Below are 12,925 nucleotides of genomic sequence, written 5' to 3' on the forward strand. Positions count from 1 at the left end.
TATTATGACCATTATGCCAGATATCGCGCGCATGAAACGCGAGCTCGCCGAAATCATCGCGATCCGCAGCGAAAATCCGCCCGGCGGTGAAGCGGATGTTGCCGTCTACGTTGAGCGCCTTTTGAAGGACGAAGGGTTTTCGGTGTCGCTGACCGAATACAAGCCGGGCCGTTTCAACGTGGAGGCGAGGATTGAGAACGGCCCCGGTCCGGTTTTCGCCTTCAACACGCATATGGACACGGTTCCAGCAGGCGACGGCTGGACAACCGACGCTTTTATCCTGCGGGAGGACGATGGCAAGCTCTTCGGTCGCGGCGCCTGTGACTGCAAGGGGCCTCTGATCGCGATGATCGAAGCGATGCGGATGCTGGCGGCAGACCGCACGGCATGGTCCGGCACACTTCTCGGCGTTTTTGTCGGGGATGAGGAGATCGCCAGCGAAGGCGCCAAATATTACGCCGCCGCCAGACCGAAGATCGATTTTGCCGTGGTCGGCGAACCTACGTCCAACACGACCTATTCCGCACATAAGGGCAGTCTGCGCCCGGTCGTGCGTGTACACGGTGTCACCGCGCACTCCGGCACGCCGCAGCTCGGCGACAATGCGATCTATCGGGCCGGCCAGCTTCTGACACTGGTCGAGGCGTTCCACAACAATGTCGTCCGCAAGCGGACGCACCCGCTCGTCGGCGAGGCGAGCCTGACGGTTACGCGTATTTCCGGTGGTCATGCGGATAACGTTCTTCCCGGCTCCTGCGACCTACTGCTCGACCGGCGTATGGTGCCGGGCGAAAGCGAGGACGCCGTCAAGCAGGAATTTGCCGCGCTTCTGAAGGATGCCTACGACCGGTTTGGCGTGAAGGCGGAAATCGTTGATTACAAGGCGACGACCGGTAGCGCCACGGAAACGGGGGCCGACCAGTCTATCGTGGCCGCAAGTCTGGAGGCCTGTAGGGCGAGCGGCACCTCCGACCCCGGCCCATTCGGGTTTCAGGGTGGCTGCGACCTCGTGCATTTCCGCTCGCTCGGCGCGCAGGGCACCGTCATTGGACCGGGCAGCCTTTCGGTTGCCCACAAGGCTGACGAATTCGTGCCGCTGGATGAGTTCGTCACCTGCAGCGTCATCTACCGCGACGTTGCCAGAAAGATGCTGCGGCCAAACCCATGAGAGCCTCTCTGCACAGGGCCACGCTCCAATATTGCGACGGGCTCCTCCTCCATACGGCTGCCTCCGGCCCTGTTGCCGGGCTCGATACGCTTTATCTGTGGCTTGAACATGGTGGCCACATCGGTATCGGCGAGGTTCGTATTAATATCGCCTATCTGAACGGGATCAGCCCGGAGGTCTGTGTCGAGCAGGCATTGCTGACCCTGGGTGATATGGACTGGTCGCAGGAACCGGCGGCGATGCAGGCCGAACTGGCGGCGCGCACGGACATGATCGCTCCGGTGTCCATGCTGATCGATATCGCCCTTCACGATCTCGTTGCCCGAAGCAACGGCGTTACCGTTTGTGCCATGCTCGGAGGCAAGGCGGGATCGATGGTGCGTTACGCCACCAATCAGACGCTCTTCATATCTTCGACCGAGCGGTTTCTGACTCACGCGGGAACCTATGTGGCACGCGGTTTCCGCGACCTGAAGGTGCGCGTCGGTGGTGGAGACTTCTCAGCCGACATCGCGCGTCTTGAGGCCCTCCGGCAGAATTTCGGTGACGAGGTCAAGCTTGCAATCGATGCCAACGGGGCATGGAGCGAGACGGAGGCCAGTGAAAACCTGCTGGCGCTCGCTCGTTTCGGGCTCGCCTATGTGGAGCAGCCGGTTGCGCCGGGCGACTGGGATATTTTGGGCCGTCTGGCCGAGGCCAGCCCGGTGCCGCTGATGCTGGATGAAAGTGTTGCGACATCGGCCGATATCGATGCGATCGTGGCCTTGAATGGACGTCTCTGGGCGCACCTGAAACTGGTGAAACTGGGGGGTATCGCGGCAAGCCTTGCTGCGGCAAGGCAGCTTTCGAATGCGAATATTCCGTTCATGGTGGGTCAGATGAACGAAGGTGCGGTCGCGACGGCGGCAGCGCTTCACCTTAGCGCGGCGGTCAGTCCCCGCTTTGCCGAGCTTTACGGTGCCGACGGACTTGAAAACGACGCTGCCGACGGACTGGTCTATCGGAATGGCGGCGTCGAGGGACCTGCCACAACGGGTTTGGGTTTGGAATTTGATGCGGCAAGGACGCATCTCGTGAAGGAGTTTGGAGCATGAGCATACCGAGCGATATCGTTCAGGGGCAGGAATCTGCTTTCCCCAGGGAAGAATACGCGCGCCGTCAGGCGCTCGCCCGCGAAGGTCTTTCGGCAGCGGGCCTCGATGCGCTGATCGTGACCGGGCCTGAGAATATCTTCTATTTGTGCGGTCAGCAGACACCGGGTTACTATACGTTTCAGGCGTTGATCCTGCCGGCCGATGGCGATCCGGTTTTCCTCATCCGCCAGCTGGAATATTTCAATTTCATCGCCAATACCTTCATTTCTGATGCGGTCGCGTATCAGGACGGCGAGGATCCGCTTGCTCTCCTGGTGAAGCTTATTGAAAGCCGGGGGCTGGCCTCCAGGCGCATTGCCATAGACAAGCGTGGATGGTTCCTGCCGATCGCCGTCTATGAAGCACTTCAGGCCCGTCTCGGCACAATCGGCGATGGGGCAGGCGTGATCGAAAGGCTCCGTGCCATCAAGTCGCCGCTCGAGGTGGAAAAGCTTGAGAAGGCCGCAGCCTATGTCGACGATGGCATGCGGGCCGGTCTCGCAGCGGTTCGCGTCGGTGCCACGGAAAACGATCTCGTTTCCGCCATGTTGGGGTCCGCAATTGCGGCCGGGTCGGAATATCTCGGCATGGAGCCGCTCGTTTCCGTGGGTCCGCGCACGGGGGTTCCGCACGGAACCTGGCGCCGCCGTGCCATCACCGACGGTGATCCGGCATTTCTGGAGATGGCCGCGTGCCATGATCGCTATCATGCGGCGCTGATGCGCTCGGCCTGGATCGGCGAACCGCCGAGGGAGGCAGTTGACATGATGAAGGCCTGCCAGGAGGCCTTGCAGGTCTCGCTCGATACGATCCGCCCGGGCGTCGCCTGCGAAGTACCGCATATCGCCTGCCAGAAGGTCATCGACCGCGCCGGCTATACGGAAAACTTCAAGAAACGCCTCGGCTACAGCGTCGGCATATCGTTTGCCCCGGATTGGGGCGAGGGTGCCATTCTAAGCCTCAACGCCGGCGTCAAGACAGAGCTGCAGCCGGGCATGACCTTTCACCTTCCGCCGGCGCTGCGCATCTATGGCCGTTTCACGGTTGGCGTCAGCGAGACGATCGTCGTCACCGAGACAGGCTATCGCGCCCTCGGCTCGATCGATCGCAACCTGCTGATCGTCTGACGCCACAGCATCGAAAGGATCTGACGATGGGCTTGATCCTCGTTCACCATGATACTGGCAGTCCGGCACTTTATGGCGCCGCTGCAGCAGCGGTTGCGGTCAGGCGCAATTGCGGGTTCATGCATTTGGCGTCGCGCTTCGATACCAAACGTCATGCGGACGCGGAACAGCATGTGGTCGCGTCCGGCGGGCTTGCCGCAAGCGGGCTTTGCTGGTTCGAGCGGCTTTCGGGAAAACCGATCGAACCTGTCGCAACGGTCGAGGCAGTGATCGATGCCGCCCGCGAAGCCGATATCGTGGTTCCGATCCATCCGGCGTTCCTGGCTGACGCCAACGCGGTGGCAGGCCTTTTTGCCGCGGCGCAACTGCAAGCGGTGTCGGTTGAAACGATCAGGATTGCCGACGGCGTTCACCAGTTTGCGGATGAAGCGACCGGGACAGTGATCACCTGGCGCGATCAGTTCGGCCGCATCAGGCTGGACAAACCGAAGGCGCCGACCGAGACGGCCCTGACGATCGCGCTGGTTGGTGCAAGGAGCGACCATGTGGATGTCTACCCGGCGGCCTTGGCAAGCCTTGCCGATGCGGCAGACAGTTTGCGTCTGCCGCTGGCTATAAACTTCATCGATCCTGTCGGGTTCGATGAGGCCGATGCCGAACAGACGCTTCGACCCTATGCGGGCATTCTGCTGCCAGGTGGCGCCGACATGAAAAACGTGGCCGGGCAGACGGCTGTCGCCGCCTTCGCCCTTGAAAACCAGCTTCCGATCGTCGGCCTCTGCCTCGGCATGCAAACAATGGCGACTGCCGTCGCGTGGAGGGCCTTCGGTCGCCGCAATGCAAATCTGGCGGAGGCGGATCCGGATGCCGGCATCAAGACTTTTCTGGCCATGGCCGGCGGGACGACAGCCGATGGCGGGCCGCTTCCCGAGCATCGCACCGGTGATCAGCAGACCGAGCCCACTGCCGGCACGCGACTGGCCGGTCTGATCCCTCACGGCACCATCGTGCGATGCAACCACCGCTACAGGCTCAATCCGGATCTAGTCAGGGAGATGGAAACGCACGGACTTCGGGTTGCGGCACGCGGGGTGAACGGCTCTGTCGTTGATGCAATCGAAGTCGTCGGCCATCCGTTTTATATGGGCATGCAGAGCCATCCCGAACTATCGTCCCGCCCAGATGCGCCGCATCCACTCCTTGTCGCCTTTCTTGAGGCGGCGCTTCGCAGGCAGTCACAGGCTTCGTGAGCCGATATCATTCAACAGAAAAAATGAGAGGAAACATCCATGCGTTCGCTTTTCCACCTTGCCTATCACGTCACCGACCTCGACGAGACCCGCCGCTTTTATGGCGGCGTTCTGGGATGTCAGGAGGGACGCAGCACCGACACCTGGGTCGATTTCGATTTCTTCGGCCACCAGATTTCCATGCATCTCGGCAAGCCTTTCGAAACGACGCGCACGGGCAAGGTCGGCAATCACATGGTGATGATGCCGCATCTCGGCGTGGTTCTTGAACTCGAAGCATGGTTTGCCCTTGCAAGACGTCTCGAAGATGCCGGCATTGCCTTCGACATACCGCCGGTCGTTCGTTTTGAAGGTGAGCCGGGCGAGCAGCGCACGATGTTCTTCTTCGATCCAAGCGGCAACCCAATTGAAGTCAAGGGTTTCAGGGATTTCGACAGCGTCTTTGCGCACTGAACTCGAAGGCAGCGAAAGAGGAGATCATTCGATGATTGTGCTGGTGACACGTATGAGCGAGGACGCGGAGAGGCTCTGGCTGACGTCGCTTTCACGGAAAATGCCGGGTGAAACGATCGTGCCGTTCCGGCAACTCGATGAGGCGGCACGGGAAAAGGCCGACATCGCGATCGTCGCCAATCCCGATCCGGCGGATATTGCAAGATTGCCGAACCTGAAATGGATTCACAGCGTCTGGGCGGGTGTCGAACGCCTTGTTGCAGAGCTTGGTGAAAGCCGTATGCCGATCGTGCGTCTGGTCGATCCGCAGCTGAGCCAAACCATGGCGGAAGCGGTGCTGGCCTGGACATATTATCTGTTTCGCGACATGCCCGCCTATGCGAATTTCCAGCGCCAGCGCGTCTGGCAGCAACTGGCCTATCGCCGGCCCCAGGATGTCACGATCGGCCTGCTCGGATTGGGCGCTCTTGGCGCGGAATCCGCGGCTCGTCTCAGGCATGCCGGTTTCAATGTGATCGGTTGGAGCCGGTCCCACAAGGAGATTGACGGCGTGCAGACCTTCCATGGCGATCGGGGGCTCGAGGAGCTTCTCGGCCGCTCGGAAATTCTGGTCTGTCTCCTTCCTCTCACCGGCGAGACCCGTGGACTTATCGATGCCGTGCGCCTTTCCATGCTGCCGGAGGGCGCATCTCTGATCAATTTCGCCCGCGGACCCATCGTCGTCGCAGACGATCTGATCAGGGCGCTTGATTCCGGCGCCATGAAACATGCGGTGCTTGATGTCTTCGATGTGGAACCGCTGCCACCGGACAATAAGCTCTGGGGTCATCCCGCGATCACCGTGCTACCGCATATCTCGGCGCCGACGGATCGGGAAACGGCGGCCGCTATCGTGGCTGGCAATATCCTGACCTACCGCAGCAGCGGAGCACTTCCCCCGACCGTCGATCTGGCGCGCGGGTACTGATGCACGTAGCGCCAGTACGAACGTCACATCATTACAACGTCACCTCTTTCCCTGGAACTGTATGAACATGAGCTCTCCTGAACGTATCGTCTATGTCAACGGCCAATATTGCCCGGAATCAGAAGGCAAGGTTTCGATCTTCGACCGCGGTTATCTGTTTGCGGATGCCATCTACGAAGTGACCTGCATCATTGGCGGCAAGCTCGTTGATTTCGATGGCCACATGATCCGTCTTGCTCGCTCCCTCAAGGAGCTCGACATGCCCACGCCGATGAGCACGGAAGAACTGCTGGCCGTTCATCGCAAGCTGGTCGCCGACAATAATGTCGAAGAAGGCCTGATCTATATGCAAATCTCGCGCGGTAACGCCGATCGCGACTTCAACTTCCCGTCGAAGGATACGCCGCCCGTCGTGGTGATGTTCACCCAGGCTCGTCCGGTGCTCGAAAGCCCGCTCGCCAAACGTGGTCTCAAGGTTATCTCGCTTCCCGATATCCGCTGGGGCCGCCGTGACATCAAGACGGTCCAGCTTCTCTATCCGTCAATGGCAAAGAATGCGGCCCATGAGGCCGGAGCCGACGATGCCTGGCTGGTGCAGGACGGGCTGGTCACCGAAGCCTCGTCAGCCAATGCCTATATCGTCACTGCCGACGGTAAAATTGTCACGCGCAGCCTGTCGTCCGATATCCTGCATGGCATAACACGCGCCGCCGTCCTGCGCTTCGCGGAGGAGGCTGGTTATGCTCTCGACGAGCGCTCCTTCACGATCGCCGAGGCACTCGAGGCGAGGGAAGCCTTCATCACCTCTGCGACATCCTTCGTCACATCGGTCGTGTCGATCGACGGTCAGATGATCGGCGACGGGACGATCGGTCCCGTCAGCCGGCGGTTGCGAGAAGTCTACCTGGAAAAAGCCGTTGGTGCCCGCATCTAGTGGGCATTCACGTTAAATCGGCGATGCGGCATATGGCAACATTGCCCTGCGGGACATCGCGGAATAAAAGTTCCATAAGATAGATTATGCGATCTAAATATGTAAGGGCTATTTAGTAATGCGACAGTTGGGCCAGTTAGAGATGCGATAGTCTCGCCTCTCGACGACTGGTCAATGCCAATGTCGGGAGCAAGGATGACGATCTTCAGCCTGGTCGAGACCATGAGCGGTCGGAGTCGTCATGTCCTGTTTGATCACTATGTCGCAGAAAGAATTGCATCGCCTCGAACTCATCCAGAAGATCCGTGACGAACGCCTGAGCGTTGTCCAGGCCGCCGAGCGGCTCGACCTCAGTCGAAGTCAGGTCCATCGGCTGCTGCAGGCTTATGACCGGGATGGTCCGGCCGGGCTTGTTTCCAAGAAGCGATCGCGACCGAGCAACCGGCGCCATAGCGAGGAGTTCCGCAATGCGGCGCTGGACCTGATCCGCGAACGCTATCTGGATTTCGGTCCGACGCTGGCGCGTGAGAAGCTGATCGAGCTGCACCGGATCTCGGTCGCCAAGGAGACCCTGCGGCAATGGATGACCGAGGCCGGCATCTGGGTCTCGCGTCGGGAAAGCAAGAAGCGGGTTTTCCAGCCACGCGGCCGACGTGATTGCTTTGGCGAACTGGTGCAGATCGATGGCTCGCATCACTGGTGGTTCGAGAACCGTGGGCCCAAATGCGCCCTGCTCGTCTATATCGACGACGCCACCGGCAAGCTGCTGCATCTACGGTTTGCCGGCTCGGAGAACACCTTCGACTATCTGCACGCGACCAAGGCCTATCTGCAGCAATGGGGCAAACCGCTGGCCTTCTACAGTGACAAGCACGGTGTCTTTCGTTCGACCCATGCGTCGGAGAAGGACCGGACGAGCGGCCTGACACAATTCGGCCGCGCGCTTTATGAGCTGAACATCGATATCATCTGTGCCAATACCCCGCAGGCCAAAGGCCGCGTCGAACGTGCGAACCAGACACTGCAGGATCGGCTGGTCAAGGAAATGCGGCTGCGCGGCATCGACACGATCGAGGAAGCCAACGCCTATGCGCCTGAGTTCATTGCGGATTTCAACGCGCGTTTTGGCAAACAGCCGCGTAATCCGAAGGACATGCACCGGCCGTTGGCCGACCACGAGAACCTCGATGGCGCCATGTGCCGCAAGGAAGTTCGCACGCTGTCGCAGGCTTTGACGCTGCGCTATGACAAGGTGCTGTTCATCCTTGATCCGATAGATCTTTCCAGGTCCCTGGCGGGTAAGAAGGTCGTCGTTTGCGACTATCCGGACGGGCGCCTCGAGATCATGCACGAGAGTTTTGCCCTGCCCTACAGAACCTTTGACACGTTACGCTCCGTGCATCGCGCCGAGGTCGTCGATAACAAGCGGTTGGACGACATGCTGTCTGTTGTCGCCGAGCTGCAGGCTGGGCGGGAGCAGCAGCGCAGCAAGGGCGGACCACGGCGAACTGGGCAGACGGACCATATGTTCGGCATTCGCGATGGCAGCACGGGGAACGGCTACCAGAAGCGTGGACGCAAGCCGAGAACGGATTACATGAACGATCCGGCGGTGATCGCACGGCGGGAGAAAGCGTTATTGAGGCAGCCGACTGCGGAATAAAGGGCGTCAATGCACGCCGATATCGCTTTGCGTATCTGACTCCAATTGCAGGCAGGCGGACCAAAGCGGCGTCTTGTGGAAGGCTCCGTCTTGAAGAAGCGTGAGCCCTTCTCGTGCCTCATAAAGCAGGCCCAGCCAGCACAGGCGCCGCAGGACGCCATATTGGAGATCGGATTTGAGCTCCCAGGCTTCCAAGGTCATTTCGGTGGCGGACAGAGGTGCCATGTCTGGATAGAGGATCTTCACGACCTCCGATGGCGTACAGCCCTCTCTCGCCTTGATATTGAGAAGATTGAGGAACATGCGCCACCAACGTAACCGAGCTTGGACCTCTTCTTTGCGCTCGGTAGCGTGGACATAGGAGTAGAGATAATCCGTGGCGACGAGATCGAAGAAGGCTTGCGGGTTCACCAGAAACTCGTGACCTCGTTTGGTTGGCAGCAGCACATCCTTTTTCTGGCGAAGAAGCTTCAGATGGCGGGTCATGTCCCGCACGACCCAGAGCGGCGGCATGTCACTTTCGTTCAGCACTTTGCTCATGCTGTGGAGGTCTTCGGCTGTGAAGTCGGGCCAAAGGAAATTCACAGCGGCCCAGTGCACGAACTTGCGGTTCATGGCGCCGGTCGCGGTCAATCCTATGCCACCCTCAGCGTCAGCATAGGCAACCGCAAGAAGCATGCCGCGAAGAAGAGGTGACAGCGCGGCGCCATCGACGTCACCCTGCAGCTTGATTTCCGGAAGCATCGTTCCGCTTTGATCCCTACCCGCCCCATGCGGCGTAAAGGAGTATCAGCCGGCGATGGAAGAATTGCTACTGAGAAAGCTAAAGCCGAAGGGGTGGTCCCTCACCCGCCCCCGCTCCGCCCTTTCAACCCGGCCCAGCCGGCCGGATCGGGGGCTGATCATCAGAGCCGGTGTCGCGTTTCTAACTGGCTGGCGACACCGCATCTCTAACCAGCTTTGACATACATAGATTAAATGGCTGATTGCAATTTATGAGGAGCACCTCGTGGACTGTCCCGTCTGACAATTTACGGAGTAAAATATGCAACATTGGCTGGACAAGCTAATCGATCTTGCTGCGCTTCGAGGCGACGAAAATGTTGTCAAGGATGCTTTGACCCATCTTGCCCATCAAGCGGGTTTTTTCGGCTACGCGTATCTATACATCCGACCGGGCCACACGATTGCCTCATCAAATTACCCGTCCGATTGGCGGTCGATCTATTTCAAAAGAAAATTCGAGGCCATCGATCCGATCGTAAACCGCGCAAAGTCGATGAAGCGAGTGTTTACGTGGAGCGGAGAGCATGAACGGCGGCACCTGTCGAAGGAGGAGCGGGCGTTCTTCGATCAGGCAGCGGATTTCGGGATCCGTTCTGGAATCACCATACCCATTAGAGCTGCCAACGGATCGACTTCCATGTTCACGCTCGCTTCTGACAAATCCTCGATTGACCTCGAACGCGATATCGATCCTGTCGCGGCAGCCGCTGCTGTTGGGCAGCTCCACACCCGCATGTCCTTGCTGCCCCTAACGCCGACTGCACAGCACCCGGCCTGGCTCGACCCGAAGGAGGCCGCCTACCTCAACTGGATCTCAGTCGGAAAGACGATGGAAGAAGCTGCCGATCTCGAAGGCGTCAAATACAATTCCGTGAAAAGCAAACTTGAGGAGGCGAGAAAGCGCTTCCAGATCCATACGATGCCACACCTGGTGGCACTTGCCATCCGCGCTGGCCTCATCTAGGCGCGGGTCTCTAGTTGACTGAAACCTTCGGAATGTAGCCCAAAAGGCCAATGAGCGTGTTCACCGCGCTCATCTGCGCATGCATCTCGATCATCGCTTCGACGTATTCGAGATGCTGTTTGCCGCCTACAGATTTCCCCGTCTTATAATCCTCCGGCAGCGCCTGGAAAAACTGATCCGCCTTTTCCACGAACTTCCTGTGCAACCGAATGGCATTCACCGCCAAAGTTTCGATGTCTGAAGTTGGAAGTCCGCGCGTGAGTCCGATCACCGGGCGCAGTTCACATGTGTCCGACACTACTGAATCTCTCAAATCCATTGGTGATCCAACCCTAAGATATTGTCTGCGGTGCGCCCCCGCAAACGTTAATCTCTGATCCCAAGCCGGGGGTTGGAAACTGTATCTGGACAGTCCTGCGACCTTTAGCACCGGGGCACCTGGACATACGTCGCAGGCCCACCGGCCAATGGCCAGAGGATTCTGGTGTCGTATCGGCCGACACCAACCGCCAGATAGAGGTTTCCACACCCCCGGGCAGCGCGTACTGCCCTGCCGGGTCTTATAAAAGCTCCAGGACGTTTCCGCTAGGGTATTGGAAGAACAATCGCTTTGCAGATCTGCAGAGAGATCCTGGTTACGGCCTTGCACCGATCCCCGAAAGATCGATCCTGATGCCTGCCTTGTTCGGATCGGACGCTCCCGCGTCGGTCGCTGGCTCAGCTGCACCACCGTCTTTTGCAGGAGGAATATCTTGTTCGGATGTCTCAGGATCAGCCGTTTCGGGCTGCGCGAGCTTCACGTCCCCGGGATCCTCCGCCCGGAACACCGCCACACCTTCGAAATACCCCGTCTGCCAGGCGATGACCGCATCATCCACGACCTGTGGCAGGACTTCTTTCGCCGCCGGATTTCCATACCATTTCGAAACGATGCGAAAGACCTTGGCAAAGAGCGCCGTCCCAATGCGGATATTCTCACAAGGTTCAACCATATCCGACTTCAACTGACCGGCGTCGAGGAGGCCGGCGCCTGCCGGATACTGGGTGATACCCACACGAACGGTATTGCGACCCAGATTGTCGCGGATCAGAGCCAGTGCCTCCTCCGGCGTCGTCGGCTTCGGCACCAGCACCACCCGGTCGGCGGAGCGCACGGTGATGGCGAGAGGGTCCTGCGATCCGGCCTTCGCGATGAACTGCTCGACGATTGTGGGCTTGAGGGACGGATCGGCGCATTGATGGATAAGAACGGCATCGAGCACCGTAGGGATCTCTTATATGTTGAAGGCCATGACGACGGGCAGGCCAAAGAGCCTTGCCCAGGCTGCGACGCTCGCTTTCTGAATGGCGACGATCGAGGTGTTTTCGGTCCACCAGCCGTTGCCAACGGCAACGATCACTTCGGGCGCATGCAGCATCGATTGCAGGACCGGCCAAAGAATGAGTTGCTCGTAGCAGATCAGCGGTGTGATCCTGATCCCGTCGACATTGACCACCGGATTGCCGAAGAAGTCGGCCCGCGCGCCACCGCCTTGGCTGGTCCATCGCAACCACGGCTGCCACATGGAGCCGGGAACCGGCATGCGCTCACGATAGAGGATGTTCGCTGCATCGGCCAAGATCACCACCATCACATTGTCATAGCCCTTGGGATCAACGACTGCGGCACCTGCGATGACGGTAAGACCTGAGCCCCGCAGACCGTCCCGCCAGACACGCGCGACCGTCGGTGTCCAGAAGCCGAGCGTGCTTTCCGGCAGGACCACGACACGCGTGTCCGGATGCGTAGCAATTCTACGCAGCATCGTTGCGATCAGGTCACGGTGATACAGAAGCGATCCATCGCGACCGAGGTTTTGTCCCAGTTGAAGGTCGACGCCCCTCCATGCATCGGGTAGTTTCGGTTCCGTCCACGTCGCGGCGGACCAAAGCCAGAATCCCCCAAGGATGATGGCTGCGGCCGGCCAACGCCTCGTTGTCATGATGAGCAGGCCGGTCGCCATCGCGGACAGTCCCGACCATCCCCAACCGGGAAACAGCACGCCGGCCCCTGTCACGGGATGCGCCCAGCCGGTAATGCCGAACGGCGGCAGCCCTATCAGCGCCAACACGAGCAGATAGCGTAGCGCCCTCGCCGCATCCGTTCCTTTTCTCTCGGAAGCGTTTTCGCCACGGGGTTTCGTCCAAAACATCGCATGGACAGTGACGAAGGATGCGGACGCCACTACCCAGAGCAAAAGCCCCGGCCAGAGATCGGCGCTATAGAAGTTGGCCACACCCTGCGGCAACCCGCGGGAGGCGGCCAGGAAATAGCTCGCCGCCACAAGTGCTGAGATCGAGCGTGACGACGCCATCGCCCAGAGCAAAGGAAAGAACATGGCGAGCGGCAGAAGAAGCACCTCGCCGCTCCAGCCGACCCACCCGCAGGCAATGGCCGCGATGATCAGGAGGATCGATTTCCAGCGATCAGTCATATGATC

General features: G+C 59.6%; 13 protein-coding genes. 9 read left to right on the top strand and 4 right to left on the bottom strand.

The genetic code is table 11. The features are described 5' to 3' along the window. Positions 1 to 4 precede the first annotated feature (4 nt). The 8 genes from GSF67_RS23835 to GSF67_RS23870 all read left to right on the top strand — a co-directional run bounded on the left by GSF67_RS23835 (position 5) and on the right by GSF67_RS23870 (position 8,695). On the top strand, positions 5 to 1,168 hold the full coding sequence (locus tag GSF67_RS23835; protein ID WP_006313624.1) for a M20 family metallopeptidase: 1,164 nt from the start codon (positions 5 to 7) through the stop codon (positions 1,166 to 1,168). Beyond that, a complete protein-coding gene (locus GSF67_RS23840) occupies positions 1,165 to 2,262 on the top strand; it encodes a mandelate racemase/muconate lactonizing enzyme family protein (protein ID WP_006313625.1) in 1,098 nt (365 codons plus the stop codon). The genes GSF67_RS23835 and GSF67_RS23840 overlap by 4 nt, the downstream gene beginning before the upstream one ends. After that, complete coding sequence (locus tag GSF67_RS23845; protein WP_006313626.1) at positions 2,259 to 3,428, top strand: Xaa-Pro peptidase family protein; 1,170 nt, start codon at positions 2,259 to 2,261, stop codon at positions 3,426 to 3,428. The genes GSF67_RS23840 and GSF67_RS23845 overlap by 4 nt, the downstream gene beginning before the upstream one ends. A 26-nt stretch (positions 3,429 to 3,454) precedes the next feature. After that, entirely contained in the window at positions 3,455 to 4,678 is a 1,224-nt protein-coding gene (locus GSF67_RS23850) for a gamma-glutamyl-gamma-aminobutyrate hydrolase family protein (RefSeq protein ID WP_006313627.1), read from the top strand. Positions 4,679 to 4,717: 39 nt separating this feature from the next. Next, positions 4,718 to 5,131, top strand: coding sequence for a VOC family protein (locus tag GSF67_RS23855; protein ID WP_006313628.1), 414 nt, complete (start codon positions 4,718 to 4,720; stop codon positions 5,129 to 5,131). A 31-nt stretch (positions 5,132 to 5,162) separates the two neighbouring features. Then, positions 5,163 to 6,098, top strand: a complete 936-nt coding sequence (locus GSF67_RS23860; protein ID WP_006313629.1) for a glyoxylate/hydroxypyruvate reductase A — start codon at positions 5,163 to 5,165, stop codon at positions 6,096 to 6,098. A 61-nt stretch (positions 6,099 to 6,159) separates the two neighbouring features. Next, positions 6,160 to 7,032: a D-amino-acid transaminase gene (locus GSF67_RS23865; protein ID WP_006313630.1), complete on the top strand. Its 873-nt coding sequence runs from the start codon at positions 6,160 to 6,162 to the stop codon at positions 7,030 to 7,032. Between the two features lie 241 nt (positions 7,033 to 7,273). Then, the gene (locus tag GSF67_RS23870) at positions 7,274 to 8,695 is read left to right on the top strand and encodes an ISNCY-like element ISRel10 family transposase (protein WP_035216922.1); all 1,422 of its coding nucleotides are present in this window, start codon (positions 7,274 to 7,276) and stop codon (positions 8,693 to 8,695) included. A 6-nt stretch (positions 8,696 to 8,701) separates the two neighbouring features. Here GSF67_RS23870 and GSF67_RS23875 read toward each other — a convergent pair whose 3' ends face one another. Further along, a complete protein-coding gene (locus tag GSF67_RS23875; protein WP_006316654.1) occupies positions 8,702 to 9,439 on the bottom strand; it encodes a hypothetical protein in 738 nt (245 codons plus the stop codon). Between the two features lie 301 nt (positions 9,440 to 9,740). Between GSF67_RS23875 and traR the strand changes: the two genes are divergently transcribed. After that, positions 9,741 to 10,445 (top strand): transcriptional regulator TraR, encoded by a 705-nt coding sequence (traR, locus tag GSF67_RS23880; RefSeq protein WP_006315307.1) that lies wholly within the window; start codon positions 9,741 to 9,743, stop codon positions 10,443 to 10,445. 10 nt (positions 10,446 to 10,455) lie between these two features. Here the strand turns inward: traR and GSF67_RS23885 are convergent, their stop codons facing one another. The 3 genes from GSF67_RS23885 to GSF67_RS23895 all read right to left on the bottom strand — a co-directional run bounded on the left by GSF67_RS23885 (position 10,456) and on the right by GSF67_RS23895 (position 12,919). Then, positions 10,456 to 10,764: a transcriptional repressor TraM gene (locus GSF67_RS23885; RefSeq protein WP_035216303.1), complete on the bottom strand. Its 309-nt coding sequence runs from the start codon at positions 10,762 to 10,764 to the stop codon at positions 10,456 to 10,458. Positions 10,765 to 11,080: 316 nt separating this feature from the next. Next, positions 11,081 to 11,707 carry a TraH family protein gene (locus GSF67_RS23890; protein WP_006315305.1) on the bottom strand — a complete coding sequence of 209 codons (627 nt, stop codon included), beginning with the start codon at positions 11,705 to 11,707 and terminating at the stop codon, positions 11,081 to 11,083. Between the two features lie 12 nt (positions 11,708 to 11,719). Beyond that, positions 11,720 to 12,919 carry a conjugal transfer protein TraB gene (locus tag GSF67_RS23895; protein WP_035216298.1) on the bottom strand — a complete coding sequence of 400 codons (1,200 nt, stop codon included), beginning with the start codon at positions 12,917 to 12,919 and terminating at the stop codon, positions 11,720 to 11,722. Positions 12,920 to 12,925 lie beyond the last annotated feature (6 nt).

Origin of the sequence: Agrobacterium sp. CGMCC 11546 (genome assembly GCF_013365515.1) — a bacterium.
Lineage (GTDB): Bacteria > Pseudomonadota > Alphaproteobacteria > Rhizobiales > Rhizobiaceae > Agrobacterium > Agrobacterium fabrum.

Coding starts and splice junctions, on each gene's coding strand:
- GSF67_RS23835 (WP_006313624.1), top strand. CDS start 5: ATGACCATTATGCCAGATATCGCGCGCATGAAACGCGAGCTCGCCGAA.
- GSF67_RS23840 (WP_006313625.1), top strand. CDS start 1,165: ATGAGAGCCTCTCTGCACAGGGCCACGCTCCAATATTGCGACGGGCTC.
- GSF67_RS23845 (WP_006313626.1), top strand. CDS start 2,259: ATGAGCATACCGAGCGATATCGTTCAGGGGCAGGAATCTGCTTTCCCC.
- GSF67_RS23850 (WP_006313627.1), top strand. CDS start 3,455: ATGGGCTTGATCCTCGTTCACCATGATACTGGCAGTCCGGCACTTTAT.
- GSF67_RS23855 (WP_006313628.1), top strand. CDS start 4,718: ATGCGTTCGCTTTTCCACCTTGCCTATCACGTCACCGACCTCGACGAG.
- GSF67_RS23860 (WP_006313629.1), top strand. CDS start 5,163: ATGATTGTGCTGGTGACACGTATGAGCGAGGACGCGGAGAGGCTCTGG.
- GSF67_RS23865 (WP_006313630.1), top strand. CDS start 6,160: ATGAACATGAGCTCTCCTGAACGTATCGTCTATGTCAACGGCCAATAT.
- GSF67_RS23870 (WP_035216922.1), top strand. CDS start 7,274: ATGTCCTGTTTGATCACTATGTCGCAGAAAGAATTGCATCGCCTCGAA.
- GSF67_RS23875 (WP_006316654.1), bottom strand. CDS start 9,439: ATGCTTCCGGAAATCAAGCTGCAGGGTGACGTCGATGGCGCCGCGCTG.
- traR (WP_006315307.1), top strand. CDS start 9,741: ATGCAACATTGGCTGGACAAGCTAATCGATCTTGCTGCGCTTCGAGGC.
- GSF67_RS23885 (WP_035216303.1), bottom strand. CDS start 10,764: ATGGATTTGAGAGATTCAGTAGTGTCGGACACATGTGAACTGCGCCCG.
- GSF67_RS23895 (WP_035216298.1), bottom strand. CDS start 12,919: ATGACTGATCGCTGGAAATCGATCCTCCTGATCATCGCGGCCATTGCC.